Below are 16,411 nucleotides of genomic sequence, written 5' to 3' on the forward strand. Positions count from 1 at the left end.
GGGGTTTGCTCGAGTTCACCAGTCCTCCGTTGCCGTTGGCACCACCGGTGGGCGGTCTGGCCGACGTCGTCTTCCGGCATGCCCGGGAGGATCCGCGGCACATCGCGCTCGGCCGCAAGGACGACGCCGGGAAGTGGCGGGACGTGACCGCCGGCGCCTTCCGCGACGAGGTGCTGGCCCTCGCCAAGGGCCTGCTCGCCCAGGGCATCCGTTTCGGCGACCGGGTCGCCATCATGTCCCGCACCCGCTACGAGTGGACCCTCTTCGACTTCGCCCTGTGGACGATCGGCGCGCAGGTGGTACCGGTCTACCCGACCTCCTCGGCCGAGCAGTGCATGTGGATGCTGTACGACGCCGAGGTGACCGCCGCGGTCGTCGAGCACGAGGACCACGCGATGACGATCGCCACGGTCATCGACCGGCTGCCGCACCTGCGCGGTCTGTGGCAGCTCGACTCCGGCGCCGTCCAGGAGCTCTACGACGCGGGCGCCCACCTCGACGACGAGGTGGTGCACCGGCACCGGCAGGCGGTCACGCCGGACACGCCCGCCACCGTCATCTACACCTCGGGCACCACCGGCCGCCCCAAGGGCTGTGTCATCTCGCACGGCAACTTCATGTACGAGGCGGACACCGTCATCGAACGGTGGGAGCCGGTGTTCCACTCCAGGAAGGGGGACGAGGCGGCGACCCTGCTCTTCCTGCCGCTGGCCCACGTCTTCGGCCGGATGGTCGAGGTCGCGGCGATCCGCGGCCGGGTCCGCTTCGGCCACCAGCCGCAGCTCAACGCCGCCGCCCTGCTGCCCGACCTGGCGGCCTTCCGACCGACCTTCATCCTGGCCGTGCCGTACATCTTCGAGAAGGTGTTCAACGCGGCTCGGCGCAAGGCCGAGAAGGACGGGAAGGCGGGCCCCTTCGAGAAGGCCGTCGACGTGGCCGTGAGGTACGCGGAGGCGGCGGAGGCGAAGGCCTGGGGCACCGGACCCGGCCCGTCGGCGGGCCTGCGCATGCAGCACCAGCTCTTCGACAAGCTCGTCTACACCAAGGTGCGGGACGCGATGGGCGGACGCATCCGCAACGCCATGTCGGGCGGCTCGGCGATGGACCGGAAGCTGGGTCTCTTCTTCGCGGGCGCGGGCGTGCAGATCTACGAGGGCTACGGGCTGACCGAGTCCACGGCCGCCGCCACCGCCAACCCGCCCGAGCGCACCCGCTTCGGCACCGTCGGGGTGCCGGTCCCGGGTGTCACCGTGCACATCGCGGACGACGGCGAGATCTGGCTCAGCGGCGACAACGTCTTCCAGGGCTACCTGAACAACCCCAAGGCCACCGACGAGACCCTGCAGGACGGCTGGCTGGCCACCGGTGACCTGGGCGCCCTGGACGAGGACGGCTACCTCACCATCACCGGCCGCAAGAAGGAGATCCTGGTGACCTCCGGCGGCAAGAGCGTCTCCCCCGGCCTGCTGGAGGAGCGCGTCCGGGACCACCCGCTGGTCAACCAGTGCATCATCGTGGGCAACGACCGGCCCTACGTCGCCGCGCTCATCACCCTCGACCAGGAGGCGGTCGAGCACTGGCTGACGATGCGCAACAAGCCGCGGATGCCCCCGGCCGAGCTGGTGCACGACGCCGATCTGGAGACGGAGGTGCGGCGCGCGGTCGTCGCCGCGAACACGCTGGTGTCGCAGGCCGAGTCGATCCGGACCTTCCGCATCCTCGCCCAGCCGTTCACCGAGGAGCACGGGCTGCTGACGCCGTCGCTGAAACTGAAGCGCAGGGCCATCGAGAAGGCCTACGCCACGGAGGTCGAGGCGTTGTACACGGTGTGAGTCCGCCGGTCAGGAATGCGTCGCGGTCCGTGATCGTTGACGATGTGAGTACCACCTGACCACAACCGAAGGATCAAGAGCTCGTGAGCAGCAAGGTCTCCCCGATCATCCTGAACAACGGCGTCGAGATGCCCCAGCTTGGCTTCGGCGTCTGGCAGGTGCCGGACGACGAGGCCGAGACGGCCGTCGCCCACGCCCTGGAGGCCGGGTACCGCAGCATCGACACAGCGGCGATCTACGGCAATGAAGAGGGCACCGGCAGGGCGATCGCCGCCTCCGGCGTCGCCCGCGAGGACCTCTTCGTCACCACCAAGCTCTGGAACACGGACCAGGGATACGACTCCACCCTCCGGGCCTTCGACACCTCGCTGGCGAAGCTCGGCCTGGAGTACGTCGACCTGTACCTGATCCACTGGCCCATGCCGGCCAAGGAGCGGTACGTCGACACGTACAAGGCGTTCGAGAAGCTGCACGCCGACGGCCGGGTCCGGGCCATCGGCGTCTCCAACTTCCTGCCGGAACACCTGGAGCGGCTGATCGGCGAGACGTCGGTCGTCCCGGCCGTCAACCAGATCGAGCTGCACCCGCACCTCCAGCAGCACGCCGCCCGCGAGTACCACGCGGAGCAGGGCATCGCCACCGAGGCCTGGTCCCCGCTCGGTTCCGGCAAGGGCATCCTGGAGGTCCCCGCGATCGTGGCGATCGCCCAGAAGCACGGCCGCACCCCGGCCCAGGTCGTGCTGCGCTGGCACCTCCAGACCGGCAACGTGGTGATCCCCAAGTCCGTGACGCCGTCGCGGATCAAGGAGAACATCGACGTGTCCGGCTTCGCCCTGGACCCCGAGGACCTCGCGGCGATCAGCGCGCTGAACGAGGACCGGCGGCTGGGCCCGGATCCCGCGGGATTCAACGGGGAGTGACATGTCCGCGTGCGAAGGGGCCCGGCCGGTGCGGCCGGGCCCCTTCGCACGTCTCGGTCGGGCTGCCCCAGCGGCCGTACGACCCACGGTGTCGACGTCGCCCACTTGGAGCGCCCTCGGAGTCAAGTGCCCCGGTCAGGAGGGGCGTCGGGCCGTGTAGACCGTGTGCGCGACCAGCACGAACGCGTCCTGGCGCCGGTGCAAGCCCGCCTCGTCCCCGGGGTCGAGCAGTCGGTCGAGCGTGGCCCGGTCGGTGGCTTCCAGGTCGTCCCCGATCCGGTCGCGCAACCGGGACAGTGAGCTGGTGACGTACGCACGGGCCTCATCGGTGAGCGGCGCGGGCAGGTCCAGCAGGAAGCTGCGGGTGCCGGTGTGCTCGAGGCCCGCCGAGGTGAGCAGCGCCGGCCAGTCCTCGCTCTCCGCCACGGAGCCGGGCAGACTCGCGCGCATCTTCGCGAACGAGTCCTCCTCCACCGCGTGCATCCTGGCCTGCAGCCCGGGACGCCCGATGCCGATGTCGCGGGGCAGGAACCGGGCGGGCAGCCCGCCCTCCAGGATCGCCAGGGTGCCGCCGGGGGCGAGGTGCCCGGCGAGCGCGACGAGGGCCGCACGCTGGTCGCCGAGGTGGTGCAGGCTCTGGCTCGCCCACATCAGGTCGGCCGGGTACTCCAGCTCGCCCAGTACGCCGGGCAGGTCACCGGTGAGGGTGCCGAAGCGGTCGGCGACACCGAGCCGGGCGGCGCGGTCGCGGGCCCGCTCCAGCAGCGGTCCGGCACCGTCGGCGGCGACTACGCGGGCGCCGGGGAAGGCGTCGGCGAACAGGCAGGAGACGACGCCGGGCCCGCTGCCGACGTCGACGACCAGACCGGGCTCGGTCACCTCCCGGGCCAGCCAGGTCATGGCCTGGCGGTACAGCGGCGTGTACAGCTCCGCCTGTGCCTCCAGGAGCGGGGCCATCTCGGCCCAGTCCATGTCGGTGTGGTCGTGTCCGTGTCCGAGTCCGTGCTCGGGTACCGGGTGGTCGTGCTCGTGCTGCCGGTGCTGGTCGTGCGCCATGGTGGTAAGCCTCCCGTTCGCGATGCCGTCAGGGTGCGACGACTCACCGCGCACGGGCAACTTCCGTTGCCGCAATCGCAAAAAGCAACAGGGCCACCGGGGCCCGGCCCGAAGGCCGGACCCCGACGGCGTCACCTATGCCGGAACCCGCTCAGGACAGCGGCGGATAGGCGTTCTTCATCAGCTCCTGGAACTGCGCGGAGAACCAGTGCCCGGACACCGGGGCGTCGCCCAGGGCACCCGACGGGTTGTTGCCGTTGCGCGCGTTGCCCTCGTAGGTGGGGTCGCACATCCGGTCGAACCCCTTGCCCTCGTCGTTGTCGATCGGCTCGCTCGCGCCGTCGGACTCGCCCGGGGGCTTCATCCACACGTACGCGTCGATCCCGGCGGCGGGGCTGGCCTGCGGGCGCTCACCGAGGCCGGCACCGGACTGGTTGCACCAGTTGCCGAGGTGGATGCGGCGGTCGTAGCGTCCGCCGTCCACATAGGCGTCGACACTGGTCTGCGGGCCGGGACCGGCGGGCCGCGCCGCGCCGCCCCAGCCGTTGCGGGAGGTGTCGATGAGCATGCCGAGGTTCTGGTCGAAGCCGATCGAGACCAGTTGGTCGCGCATGGCCTGGGCGTAGGACAGCTCGTCGGTGTAGCGGTTCCAGTCGACCCACTTGGACTGCCGCACGGAGGTGCCGTTCACGGAGTCCGAGATCTTGAAGTGCTCCTCCTTCAGGGCACTGTAGTTGGCGGTGTTGACGATGAAGCCGTGCACGTCGGCGACGGTCGCCCCCTCGGTGTTGGCGGCGGTCTTGAACATGTCGGCGGAGGCGCCGAAGTTGTCGTCCCAGCCGAGCCAGCCGTGGTGGCCGGCGTCGACGTAGTTGTAGACGTTGCCGACGTCGCCGAGCTTGTTCAGCGCGTATCCGACGCCCTTCTGGTAGTTGCCGTTGGCCTTCATCACGTCGCAGTTCTCCGTGGCGGTCGGCCGCGGCGTGACGTTGGTGACGAGGTTGGGCAGCGAGTCGATCTCGACCGTGGTGACGATCCTGAGGTCCGCGTACTTCGGGTCGGCGAGGATCGCGGCGATCGGGTCGATGTACTCGGTCTTGTACTTGCCGATCTCCGTCGGGCCCAGCTCGCCGTTGGAGGCGAGGGCCGAGCAGTCACGGCCGGGCAGGTTGTAGATGACGAGCTGGATGGCGAGTTCGCCGGAACCCTTCTGCGCCAGCGCCTCGTCGAGGTGGTCGCGCAGCCCCATGCCGCCGTTCACGCCCTCGATGGCGGCGGTCCGGTCGAGCCACACCCCGGTGGGCTGGTCGGCGATGCGGTCACCGCCGGGTTCGGCGGCGGCCTTCTCGGACCACTCCGGGTTCACGTAGACCTTGGCGCCGTCATAGGGGTTGTCCACCCGGTCGGAGGGGCCACCGGGGTCCGGCGGGTCGGTCGGGTCGGGGGGATCGGTCGGTCCGCCGTCGTCGACGTTGCAGGTCACGCCGTTGAGGGTGAAGGTGGCGGGAATCGCGTTGCTGCCGCTGTAGGTGGCCTGGAAGCCGAAGCTCGCCGAACCGCCCGTGGGCAGGGTGCCGTTGTAGGACTCGTTGGCCGCGGTGACGGCGGCACCGCTCTGACTGACCTTCGCGTTCCAGCTGTTGGTGACCTTCTGGCTGCCCGCGTAGGTCCAGCCCAGCGACCAACCGGAGGTGGCGGCGCCGTTGTTGGTGACGGTCACGGCTGCGGTGAAGCCGCTGCCCCAGTCGTTCTGCACCTCGTAGTCGACGGTACAGGGGACGGCCGCCGCGCCGGCGTTCGCCGACTGGGCGGCGAAGGCCGTGCCGGAGGCCCCGGCGACCAGCGCCAGGGCAGCGAGCATCGCGGTTCTGCTACGGGTCATGAGTGCGGGTTCCTTCTTTCGTGGGGGTGCGGGTGCTGTCGTCCCGGGCCGCGCGCACGCCGGGCGCGGCCCGCTGCCGGACGGCATGGGGGTGCCGTCGTGATCGGGGGTCAGGAACGGCCCGCGGGCACGGTGGGACCGCCCGGGGGATGTACGGGCCGGCAGGCCGGCCGATGACGCGTGGGACAGGCCGCGACCGCGGCTAAAAGTCCTGAACGCGGAAGGTGGAGCGCGGGGTGTCGCATGAGCGACTCCTTGCAGTTCGGGCGCGCCGTGACGAACGCGTCGACTGATGGAACCGCTCCCACTGGTGCCAGTGAAGGTAGCGCCAAGTGACGGCAAAGAACAGGGGAGTCACCGACTTTCTCCCGACGCCACCTGTCGAATCTTTTCGACTCTCCACACATCTTGACCGCACTGGGCCCCCTCCTCACTATGGGAGCGCTCCCACTGGTTCAAGGCTTGTTGCTCCTCCCCCACCCTCCCCGAGCCGCAAGGAGGAACCAGCACCATGCATCCCGGACACAGACGCAGACGCCGCACCGCGCGGCGGCTGTGGACGGCCGCACTGGCGGCCCTCGCGCTGCCTCTCACCATGGTGGGCACCGGCTCGACTCCCGCTCAGGCGGCGGCAGTTCAGTGCAGCGTGGACTACCGGACCAACGACTGGGGCGCCGGCTTCACCGCCGAGCTGACGCTCACCAACCGCGGCGCCGACGCCATCGACGGCTGGACGCTGACGTACGACTACGCGGGCAACCAGAGGCTGACCAACGGCTGGAACGGCACCTGGTCCCAGTCCGGGCAGACCGTCACCGTGAAGAACGCCCCGTACAACGCGCGGATCGCCGCGGGCGCCGCCGTCTCCACCGGCGGGCAGTTCACCTACAGCGGCGCCAACACCGCCCCGACGGACTTCGCGGTCAACGGCACCGCCTGCGCCGGTGCGCACCAGCCGCCGATCACCGTGCTGACCAGCCCGGAGGCGGGCGCGGTCTACTCGCAGGGCGAGGCGGTCCCGCTGGCGGCCACGGCGGCCGCCGCCGACAACGCCACGATCAGCAAGGTGGAGTTCTACGACGACACCACGCTGCTGGGCACCGACAACAGCTCGCCCTACACGTACTCCGCCTCTGGCTTGACCGTGGGCAGTCATTCCCTGGTGGCGAAGGCGTACGACAGCATGGGCGCCTCCGCGGACTCGACACCGGTCGGCATCACGGTCGCCTCGGGCCCGACCGTGGTGGCCACGCCCGCCCAACTGGGCGTCCAACAGGGCGAGTCGGGAACATACGAGGTCAAGCTCTCGAAGCAGCCCGCGGCGAACGTCGCGGTGACGACGGCTCGCGTGAGCGGGAACACCGGCCTGACCGTCCTGGGCGGGGCGACGCTCACCTTCACCCCGTCGAACTGGGCCACCGCCCAGCGGGTGACCATCGCGGCCGACGCCTCGGGCACCGGCTCGGCGGTCTTCGAGTCGACGGCCCCCGGTCACGGCAAGGCCACGGTCAACGTGACCCAGCTCGCCGCCGCGAAGGACTACGACGCCCGCTTCCTGGAGCTGTACGGGAAGATCACCGACCCGGCGAACGGCTACTTCTCGCCGGAGGGCATCCCGTACCACTCGGTGGAGACGCTGATCGTCGAGGCACCGGACCACGGGCACGAGACCACGTCCGAGGCGTACAGCTACCTGCTGTGGCTCCAGGCCATGTACGGCAAGGTGACCGGCGACTGGACGCGGTTCAACAACGCCTGGGAGATCATGGAGACGTACATGATCCCCACGCACGCCGACCAGCCGACCAACTCGGCCTACAACGCCTCGAAGCCGGCGACGTACGCGCCCGAGCTGGACACGCCGAACGAGTACCCGGCCCCCCTGGACGGCGCGGTCTCCGTCGGCCCGGACCCGATCGCCGGTGAGCTGAAGTCGGCGTACGGCACCGACGACGTCTACGGCATGCACTGGCTCCAGGACGTCGACAACACCTACGGCTACGGCAACTCGCCCGGCAAGTGCGAGGCGGGCCCGTCGGACACCGGCCCCTCCTACATCAACACCTTCCAGCGCGGCGCGCAGGAGTCGGTGTGGGAGACGGTGCCGCAGCCGACCTGCGACGCGTTCAAGTACGGCGGTCCGAACGGCTACCTGGACCTGTTCACCGGTGACGCGTCCTACGCCAAGCAGTGGAAGTTCACCAACGCCCCGGACGCCGACGCGCGCGCCGTGCAGGCCGCGTACTGGGCGGACATCTGGGCCGAGGAGCAGGGCAAGGGCGACGAGATCGCCGGGACCCTCGACAAGGCCGCCAAGATGGGCGACTACCTGCGCTACGCCATGTTCGACAAGTACTTCAAGAAGGTCGGCGACTGCGTGGGGCCGACGAGCTGCCCGGCGGGCACCGGCAAGGACTCCTCGCACTACCTGCTGTCCTGGTACTACGCCTGGGGCGGCGCGGTGGACACCTCGGCGGGCTGGGCCTGGCGCATCGGCTCCAGCCACACCCACGGCGGCTACCAGAACCCGCTGGCCGCGTACGCGCTGAGCACCTACGACGACCTGAAGCCCAAGTCGGCCACCGGTGCGTCCGACTGGGCCAAGTCCCTCGACCGGCAGGTGGAGTTCTACCGCTGGCTGCAGTCGGACGAGGGCGCCATCGCGGGCGGCGCGACCAATAGCTGGGCGGGCCGGTACGCGACGCCGCCGGCCGGTACGCCGACCTTCTACGGCATGTACTACGACGAGAAGCCGGTCTACCACGACCCGCCGTCCAACCAGTGGTTCGGCTTCCAGGCGTGGTCCATGGAACGGGTCGCCGAGTACTACCAGCAGAGCGGCGACGCGCAGGCCAAGGAGGTCCTGGACAAGTGGGTCGACTGGGCGCTGTCGGAGACCACGGTCAACCCGGACGGCAGCTTCCTGATGCCCTCGACGCTGAAGTGGTCGGGACAGCCCGACACCTGGAACGCCTCGTCCCCCGGTGACAACGGCGAGCTGCACGTCACCGTCGCGGACTACACCAACGACGTCGGTGTGGCGGCGGCGTACGCCAAGACCCTGACGTACTACGCCGACCGCTCGGGCGACACCGAGGCGGCCGCGACCGCCAAGGCGCTGCTCGACGGCATGTGGGAGAACAACCAGGACGCGCTCGGCATCGCCGTCCCGGAGACCCGCGCCGACTACAACCGCTTCGACGACCCGGTGTACGTGCCGAGCGGGTGGAGCGGCACCATGCCGAACGGCGACACGATCGACGCCTCGTCGACCTTCTCCTCGATCCGCTCCTTCTACCAGGACGACCCGGCCTGGTCGAAGATCGAGAGCTATCTCGCGGGCGGTGCCGCGCCCACGTTCACCTACCACCGGTTCTGGGCGCAGGCGGACATCGCCCTCGCCATGGGTTCGTACGCGGAGCTTCTCGAATAGTCCCCGCCGGACGCTCCGAGGATCGGACGGTCGTTCGACTGCGGGCCGGTGTGTGGCCGGTCGCGCGGTCCCCGTGCCCCTTCAGGGGCGCGGGGGGCACCGTCTCGTCCACGGCGACGTCTGACGGCTCCGTGTGCACGGTTCCGCCACCGGACGGCGGGACCACCTGCCGGGCGGCCCTCGTCCACGCCGAGGGACCGCCCGGTCCTCGCATGTTCCCCTCCTGACGGAAGGACGGTTCCCCACCGTGCGAAGAACCCGGATCCTCACGGCTCTGCTGGCCCTGGCGGCGGGCCTGCTCACGGGCGGTCCGCCCGCGGCCCTGGCCGCCGAGTCACCCAGGGCGGCGGCCGTCACCGCCGACACCTACACCTGGAAGAACGCACGTATCGACGGCGGCGGTTTCGTCCCCGGCATCGTCTTCAACCGCACCGAGAAGGACCTGGCCTACGCCCGCACCGACATCGGCGGCGCCTACCGCTGGCAGGAGGCGAGCCGGACCTGGACGCCGCTGCTGGACCACGTCGGCTGGGACGACTGGGGTCACACGGGCGTGGTCAGCGTCGCCTCCGACGCCGTCGACCCGGACCGGGTGTACGCGGCGGTCGGCACGTACACCAACGACTGGGACCCGGGCAACGGCGCGGTGCTGCGCTCGGCCGACCGGGGCGCGACCTGGGAGAAGGCGGACCTGCCGTTCAAGCTGGGCGGCAACATGCCGGGCCGGGGCATGGGCGAGCGCCTGGCCGTCGACCCGCACGACAACGACGTGCTGTACCTGGGCGCGCCCAGCGGCAACGGCCTGTGGCGCTCGACCGACGCGGGCGCGACCTGGTCCGAGGTGACGGCCTTCCCGAACCCGGGGAACTACGCGCAGGACCCGAGCGACACGAGCGGCTACGCCTCCGACAACCAGGGCATCGTCTGGGTCACCTTCGACGAGTCCACGGGCACCGCGGGCACTCCCACGAAGACGGTCTACGTCGGGGTCGCCGACAAGGAGAACGCCGTCTACCGCTCGACCGACGCGGGCGCGACCTGGCAGCGGGTCACCGGGCAGCCCACCGGGTACCTGGCCCACAAGGGCGTCCTGGACGCGGAGAACGGCTACCTCTACCTCGCCTACAGCGACACGGGCGGCCCCTACGACGGCGGCAAGGGCCGGCTGTACCGGTACGCGACGGCGACGGGCGCCTGGACGGACGTCAGCCCGGTCGCGGAGGCGGACACCTACTACGGCTTCAGCGGCCTGACCGTCGACCGGCAGAACCCCGGCACGGTGATGGCGACGGCGTACAGCTCCTGGTGGCCGGACACGCAGATCTTCCGCTCGACGGACAGCGGCGCGACGTGGACGCGGGCGTGGGACTACACGTCGTACCCGACCCGCGAGAACCGCTACACGATGGACGTCTCGTCGTCGCCGTGGCTGACCTGGGGCGCCAACCCGACACCGCCCGAGCAGACGCCGAAGCTGGGCTGGATGACGGAGGCGCTGGAGATCGACCCGTTCGACTCCGACCGGATGATGTACGGGACGGGAGCGACGATCTACGGCACGCAGGACCTCACGAAGTGGGACTCGGGCGGCAAGTTCGCCATCGAACCGATGGTGCGCGGCCTCGAGGAGACGGCGGTCAACGACCTGGCCTCGCCCCCGTCGGGCGCCCCGCTGCTCAGCGCGCTGGGCGACATCGGCGGTTTCCGGCACACGAGCCTGACCGAGGTGCCGTCGATGATGTTCACGTCCCCGAACTTCACCTCCACCACGAGCCTGGACTTCGCGGAGTCGAACCCGGACGTCGTCGTGCGGGCCGGCAACCTGGACGCGGGGCCGCACATCGCGTTCTCGACGGACAACGGCGCCAACTGGTTCGGCGGGACCGACCCGTCGGGCGTGAGCGGCGGCGGCACGGTCGCGGCGGGCGCGGACGGCAGCGGCTTCGTGTGGAGCCCGGACGGCGCCGGTGTGCACTACACGACGGGCTTCGGCACGTCCTGGCAGGCGTCGGCCGGCATTCCGGCCGGGGCGGTCGTCGAGTCCGACCGGGTCGACCCGGACACCTTCTACGGCTTCGAGTCCGGGAAGTTCTACGTCAGCACGGACGGCGGCGCGACCTTCACCGCGTCGGCGGCGACCGGCCTGCCCGCCGGTGACAGCGTCCGCTTCAAGGCGCTGCCGGGCGGGGAAGGGGACATCTGGCTGGCCGGCGGGGCGGCGGAGGGTCCGTACGGCCTGTGGCACTCGACGGACGGCGGCGCGAGTTTCACCAAGCTCCCGGGCGTCGAGGCGGCCGACACCGTCGGCTTCGGCAAGGCGGCACCGGACGCGACCTACCAGACCCTCTTCACCAGCGCGAAGATCGGCGGTGTCCGCGGCATCTTCCGCTCCACCGACGAGGGTGCCACCTGGACCCGGGTCAACGACGACGCCCACCAGTGGGGGTGGACCGGCGCCGCCATCACCGGCGACCCGCGCGTGTACGGGCGGGTGTACGTGGCGACGAACGGGCGCGGGGTCGTCTACGGCGACACCGCCGGCACCGGTCCCGGCCCGGGACCCGACCCGACGCCGACCGGCGCCTGCGCGGTGACGTACACGGTCACCAACCAGTGGACGGGCGGTTTCCAGGCCGACGTACGGCTCACCAACACGGGCACCTCCGCCTGGACGGGCTGGTCCCTGGGCTGGTCGTTCGGCGGCGATCAGAAGGTGACGCAGATGTGGAACGCCGGGCACACCCAGTCGGGTACGACGGTGACGGCTGAGAACGTCGGCTGGAACGGCAACGTGGCACCCGGCGCGTCGGTGGGCTTCGGCTTCACGGGGAGCTGGTCGGGGACGAACGCGGAACCGACGTCGTTCAGGCTGGGCGACCAGGTCTGCGAACAGGCGTGATTCTTCGGGAGGGCGCGTACCGGCGGCGCGTCCTCCCGTCTCCGTGACCAGTGCGCCCGTTTCACGCCCTTGTGGCCCTGCCGCGCTTCTTCGACCGTGGTGTGAGCGGGGGTGGTGGCGAGGACAGGGGGCGCCGCATGGCGCGGACGTGGGAGGGCGTGGCGGGGCGGCTGTCGCTCCAACTGGCGGTGCTGCTGCACCGGACGGTCACGGGCAGGGCCGCGAAGAAGAGACACCAGCACTGGCGGGACGCCGCTCTGCGCGCCGCGCACCGGCGGGGCGTACCGGTGGAGGTGATCGCCTCCCGGACGCGGCTGACGCAGAGACGGGTCAGGACGGTGGTCACCGGCGGGAAGCCCCCGCCGGTGGACGAGGCCGCGTGAGGCCTCGCGGACGGATCAGGGCGTGTACACCGTGGGCCTGGGTGCCGTCGCCATGCCGTCGCCCAGGAAGAAGCTCGGGTGCGGCGGCTGGTTGTAGGCGGTGTTCTGCCAGGCCAGGGCCGTGCGGTACTGGGTGTCGTGGAGGAGGGTCGTGATCCTGCGGTCCGTGTCGTGCGGGGTGGAGTAGATACGGAGCGCGGTGTTGTTGCTCGTGCGCCAGACGACCTCCTCGCGCCAGTCGCCGAGGATGTCCCCGGCCAGGACCGGCGTGGCCTTCGTGCCGTTGTTGGAGGCGACGCCGGAACCGGTGAGCAGGCGGGTGTCGCCCGAGGTGCCGTACTTGTCGACGCGGGTGCCGTCGAGGAGTTCGCGGACGGGGTCGCCGTCCCACCAGGACAGGAAGTTGGCGCCGGCGGGCTTGCGGCTGTGGACCACCGTGCCCTTCGGGTTGCGGATGCCGCTCTCCGCCGACGACCAGGACTCGGCGCCCGCGCTGCCGGACCAGATGTCGGCGGAGACGCCCCGGCCGTTGTCGCCGCCCGCACCGGTGGACCAGATGATCTGCCCGGTGCGCGCGTCCGCCATCCACGACGACGGCTTCGAGCCGTCCTCGTCGACCTTGAACTCCTCCAGGCCCGCGCGGGACGGGTCGAGGTCGCCGACGTGCATGGCGTCGCCGTGGCCGTTCCTCGTGGTCCACAGGCCCCAGCCGTTGTCGTCGACGGCCATCGCGCCGTAGACGATCTCGTCCTTGCCGTCGCCGTCGACGTCCGCGACGGACAACTGGTGGTTGCCCTGGCCGTCGTAGCCCTTGCCCGCGTTGGTGGAGGAGTTGGTGTCGAAGGTCCAGCGGCGGGTGAAGCGGCCGTCGCGCCAGTCCCAGGCGGCGATCACCGAGCGGGTGTAGTAGCCGCGCGCCATGATCAGTGAGGGACGGGAGCCGTCCAGGTAGGCCGTGCCGGCCAGGAAGCGGTCGACGCGGTTGCCGTAGGAGTCGCCCCACGAGGAGACGTTGCCCCGGGCGGGGACGTAGTCGACGGTGCCCATGGCCTTGCCGGTCTGCCCGTTGAACATGGTCAGGTACTCGGGACCGGACAGGATGTAGCCGCTCGAGTTGCGGTGGTCGGCCGAGGAGCTGCCGATGACCGCCCCGGTGCCGTCCCTCGTGCCGTCGGCGGTCTTCATGGCCACCTCGGCCGTGCCGTCGCCGTCGTAGTCGTAGACCTGGAACTGCGTGTAGTGGGCACCGGAGCGGATGTTGCGGCCCAGGTCGACGCGCCACAGCCGGGTGCCGTCGAGCTTGACGCCGTCCACGATCGTGTTGCCCGTGTAGCCGGACTGGGAGTTGTCCTTGGCGTTGGTCGGCTGCCACTTGAGGACGATGTCCAGCGCTCCGTCGCCGTCGAGGTCGCCGACGGAGGCGTCGTTGGCCTCGTAGGTGTAGGAGACGCCGTCGGGGGTGGTACCGCCGGCGGGCGGGCTGATGGGGACGTCCTTGTAACCGGCCCGGAACTGGACGGCGTGGACCGAGTCGCCCTGTTCCGTGCCGTTCACGACCGCGCGGACCGTGTAGTCGGCGTGGGAGGGGGCTCCCGGGTGGAAGTAGGTGGTGGTGCCGGTGACCGGGCCGGAGTTGACCCTCGTGCCGGCCCGGTAGACGTTGAACGAGACATTGTCCGGGTCGGTGCCGAGCCAGCGCCAGCTCACCAGGTTGCCGTCACCGGTGTGGACGCTGACCACTCCCCGGTCGAGGGCCTCGACCTGCCGGGCCGTGGCGGCCTCGGCGCTGTCGGCGGTGAGCGTCGTCAGACCCGCGCCGACGAGGCCCGCGGCGGCGAGGGCCGCGCCGAGGACCAGGGGGCGTCTGCGGTACTTGTGGGGGTGCCTCACGGGACGAACCTCCTTGAGGACGGATGGGTTCCGTCTCTCAGTCGCCGCCCGGGGCAGCCGGGTTGCCGCTCTCGGCCCGCTGCTTCCTACGGCTTCGCGAACGCCCTCAGCGTGAAGACCGGGTCGGGGCGCGGCCGGTCCTGGTCGGGCAGGGCCGCGAGCCGGGTGGCGAAGTGCTCGGCGCGCGGGTCACCCGGCGGCAGCGTGACGAACCAGCCGCGCCGCAGGTCGGCGACGGTGCGGCGGGGGCTGCGGCCCTGGCCGTGGCCGGTGAAGCGGGCCTGCCCCGCCGGGACCAGGCCGTGCGCGCGGGCATGCTCCCGACGAGGCCGGCGGCGTCGTGGGCGGTGCTCGGCGGACGGGAGGCCAGCACCGCGTCGATGTCGCTGCCCACGTTGTGCGAGGCGCCCTTGTCGACCGTGGTCACGTACACTCCGCCGGGCCGCAGGACCCGGGAGCACTCGCCGACGATCGCCCGCACGTTCGCGTCGCCGCCGGCCAGGTGCAGCAGCCACACGCTGCTGACCGCGTCGAACTCCCCGTCGCGGAAGGGCAGTCGGCGGCAGTCGGCCAGCACGACGGCGCCGGGCAGCCGGGCGGCCGCGTAGCGGGCCATGGCGGGGGCGAGGTCGGCGCCGGTCACGCGCATGCCCTCCCGCGCGGCGGCGAACCGCCGGGTGACGATGCCGGTGCCGCAGGCGATGTCGAGCAGGCTGCGCGCGTCCGGACGTACGAGGCTCAGTACGGCCCGTGCCGCGGCTTCGGCGCGGGGCTCGCCGCCGCGGGAGGCGTCGTACCGCTCCGCTTCCTTGTCGTAGTCGAGCACACCGTTCAGTGTGCCCCATGGCCGGCGGCCAGGTCCTCCACCCTGCGGGCGAGCCCGACGTCCTTCTCGGTGACGGCACCGCCCGCGCTGTGGGTGTGCACGGCCAGGGAGACCGTGTTGTACCCGAGGGTCAGGTCGGAGTGGTGATCGAGCTCCTCCTGCACCTGGGCGATGTGGACGACCATCGCGGTGGCCGCGAAGTGCGAGCCGAGCCGGTAGGAACGCGTGAGGCGGCCGTCGTCGAGGGACCAGCCCGGCAGCTCGGCCAGCCGCTCCTCGATCTCCTTCTGCGACAGCGGTTCGACGGGCATGGGCTGCGCTCCCTTCCTGGGCGGTACCTGTGGGTATCTCCTCGGTCCCCTTCAGCCTGCCACAGCACGGCCGCCCGAGCCCTGGTCGGGAGGGTCGGCCGGTCCCGCCGCGGAAGGCCGTCGGTTACCGTTCGGCGTATGACCGCACTCGTGACCGGCACCGCTCCCACCGCCGCCACCGCACAGGGCGTGGGCCCGCTGCTGCGGGCCTGGCGGGAGCGGCGGCGGGTCAGCCAACTGGAGCTGGCGCTGCGCGCCGACTCCTCTGCCCGGCACATCAGCTTCATCGAGACGGGCCGCTCCCGGCCGAGCGAGGAGATGGTGCTGCGGCTCGCCGAGCACCTGGACGTCCCCGTACGGGAGCGCAACGCGCTGCTGCTCGCGGCCGGTTACGCCCCGCACTATCCGGAGACGCCGCTGGACGACCCGGCGCTGGACGCCCTGCGCGAGGGCATGGAGCGGCTGATCCGGGGCTACGAGCCGTATCCGGCGCTGGTCGTCGACGCGACGTACCAGGTGCTCGCCGCCAACCGGGGCATCCTGATGCTGATGGACGGCGTACCGGAGCATCTGCTCGAGCCGCCGCTGAACGCGATGCGGCTGACCCTGCACCCGCAGGGCCTGGCGCCGCGCATCCCCAACCTGCGCGAGTGGCGCGGGCACCTGCTGGAGCAGATGGAGCGGCAGATCGCCCTGCACCGCTCGGAGCCGCTGCGGGCGCTGTACGAGGAGGTGGCGGCGTATCCGGTGCCGGACACGGCGCGGGGCGAGGAGCCGGCCGAGGCGGTGCCGTACTTCGCGCTGCCGATGCAGATCGAGCACGAGGGCCGGACCCTGTCGTTCATCTCGTCCATCTCCACCTTCAACACGCCGATGGACGTGACCGTCGCCGAGCTGGCCATCGAGACGCTGCTCCCGGCCGACCCGGCGACGGTCAAGTATCTCCACTCGTTGCTGCCCTGACGCCGTCCCGGCGCGT

At 71.1% G+C, this 16,411-nt stretch carries 10 protein-coding genes and 1 pseudogene; 6 read left to right on the forward strand and 5 right to left on the reverse strand.

Annotation, left to right across the window (positions count from 1 at the left end; all coding sequences use genetic code 11):
* Positions 1–5 precede the first annotated feature (5 nt).
* A complete protein-coding gene (locus B1H29_RS06320) occupies positions 6–1,832 on the forward strand; it encodes an AMP-dependent synthetase/ligase (protein WP_055419289.1) in 1,827 nt (608 codons plus the stop codon).
* A gap of 83 nt (positions 1,833–1,915) precedes the next feature.
* Entirely contained in the window at positions 1,916–2,752 is an 837-nt protein-coding gene (locus B1H29_RS06325; protein WP_055419290.1) for an aldo/keto reductase, read from the forward strand.
* A gap of 135 nt (positions 2,753–2,887) precedes the next feature.
* Here the strand turns inward: B1H29_RS06325 and B1H29_RS06330 are convergent, their stop codons facing one another.
* Complete coding sequence (locus B1H29_RS06330; RefSeq protein WP_055419291.1) at positions 2,888–3,808, reverse strand: class I SAM-dependent methyltransferase; 921 nt, start codon at positions 3,806–3,808, stop codon at positions 2,888–2,890.
* 151 nt (positions 3,809–3,959) lie between these two features.
* A complete protein-coding gene (locus tag B1H29_RS06335; protein WP_055419292.1) occupies positions 3,960–5,690 on the reverse strand; it encodes a glycoside hydrolase family 6 protein in 1,731 nt (576 codons plus the stop codon).
* A 511-nt stretch (positions 5,691–6,201) separates the two neighbouring features.
* Here B1H29_RS06335 and B1H29_RS06340 point away from each other — a divergent pair.
* The 3 genes from B1H29_RS06340 (at position 6,202) to B1H29_RS06350 (ending at position 12,405) form a co-directional block, all read left to right on the forward strand.
* Positions 6,202–9,123: a glycoside hydrolase family 48 protein gene (locus tag B1H29_RS06340; protein ID WP_055419293.1), complete on the forward strand. Its 2,922-nt coding sequence runs from the start codon at positions 6,202–6,204 to the stop codon at positions 9,121–9,123.
* 247 nt (positions 9,124–9,370) lie between these two features.
* Positions 9,371–12,022, forward strand: a complete 2,652-nt coding sequence (locus tag B1H29_RS06345; protein ID WP_055419294.1) for a cellulose binding domain-containing protein — start codon at positions 9,371–9,373, stop codon at positions 12,020–12,022.
* Positions 12,023–12,159: 137 nt separating this feature from the next.
* On the forward strand, positions 12,160–12,405 hold the full coding sequence (locus B1H29_RS06350) for a hypothetical protein (RefSeq protein WP_055419295.1): 246 nt from the start codon (positions 12,160–12,162) through the stop codon (positions 12,403–12,405).
* Between the two features lie 15 nt (positions 12,406–12,420).
* Here the strand turns inward: B1H29_RS06350 and B1H29_RS06355 are convergent, their stop codons facing one another.
* The 3 genes and pseudogenes from B1H29_RS06355 to B1H29_RS06365 form a co-directional block, all read right to left on the reverse strand.
* Complete coding sequence (locus B1H29_RS06355) at positions 12,421–14,295, reverse strand: rhamnogalacturonan lyase (protein WP_055419296.1); 1,875 nt, start codon at positions 14,293–14,295, stop codon at positions 12,421–12,423.
* Between the two features lie 86 nt (positions 14,296–14,381).
* Positions 14,382–15,121, reverse strand: a pseudogene (locus B1H29_RS06360) (class I SAM-dependent methyltransferase).
* A 5-nt stretch (positions 15,122–15,126) separates the two neighbouring features.
* Positions 15,127–15,432, reverse strand: coding sequence for a 4a-hydroxytetrahydrobiopterin dehydratase (locus B1H29_RS06365; RefSeq protein ID WP_055419298.1), 306 nt, complete (start codon positions 15,430–15,432; stop codon positions 15,127–15,129).
* Positions 15,433–15,570: 138 nt separating this feature from the next.
* On the opposite strand from B1H29_RS06365, the gene B1H29_RS06370 reads away from it, so the two are divergent.
* Positions 15,571–16,395, forward strand: a complete 825-nt coding sequence (locus B1H29_RS06370) for a helix-turn-helix domain-containing protein (RefSeq protein ID WP_055419299.1) — start codon at positions 15,571–15,573, stop codon at positions 16,393–16,395.
* Positions 16,396–16,411: the final 16 nt, after the last annotated feature.

The organism is Streptomyces pactum, from assembly GCF_002005225.1.
In the GTDB taxonomy this organism is placed as follows: Bacteria; Actinomycetota; Actinomycetes; order Streptomycetales; family Streptomycetaceae; genus Streptomyces; species Streptomyces pactum_A.

What these genes read in the sequence shown, in the direction of transcription:
- B1H29_RS06330 (WP_055419291.1), bottom strand. Translation starts at nt 3,808, where the DNA reads ATGGCGCACGACCAGCACCGGCAGCACGAGCACGACCACCCGGTACCC.
- B1H29_RS06350 (WP_055419295.1), top strand. Translation starts at nt 12,160, where the DNA reads ATGGCGCGGACGTGGGAGGGCGTGGCGGGGCGGCTGTCGCTCCAACTG.
- B1H29_RS06335 (WP_055419292.1), bottom strand. Translation starts at nt 5,690, where the DNA reads ATGACCCGTAGCAGAACCGCGATGCTCGCTGCCCTGGCGCTGGTCGCC.
- B1H29_RS06365 (WP_055419298.1), bottom strand. Translation starts at nt 15,432, where the DNA reads ATGCCCGTCGAACCGCTGTCGCAGAAGGAGATCGAGGAGCGGCTGGCC.
- B1H29_RS06370 (WP_055419299.1), top strand. Translation starts at nt 15,571, where the DNA reads ATGACCGCACTCGTGACCGGCACCGCTCCCACCGCCGCCACCGCACAG.
- B1H29_RS06340 (WP_055419293.1), top strand. Translation starts at nt 6,202, where the DNA reads ATGCATCCCGGACACAGACGCAGACGCCGCACCGCGCGGCGGCTGTGG.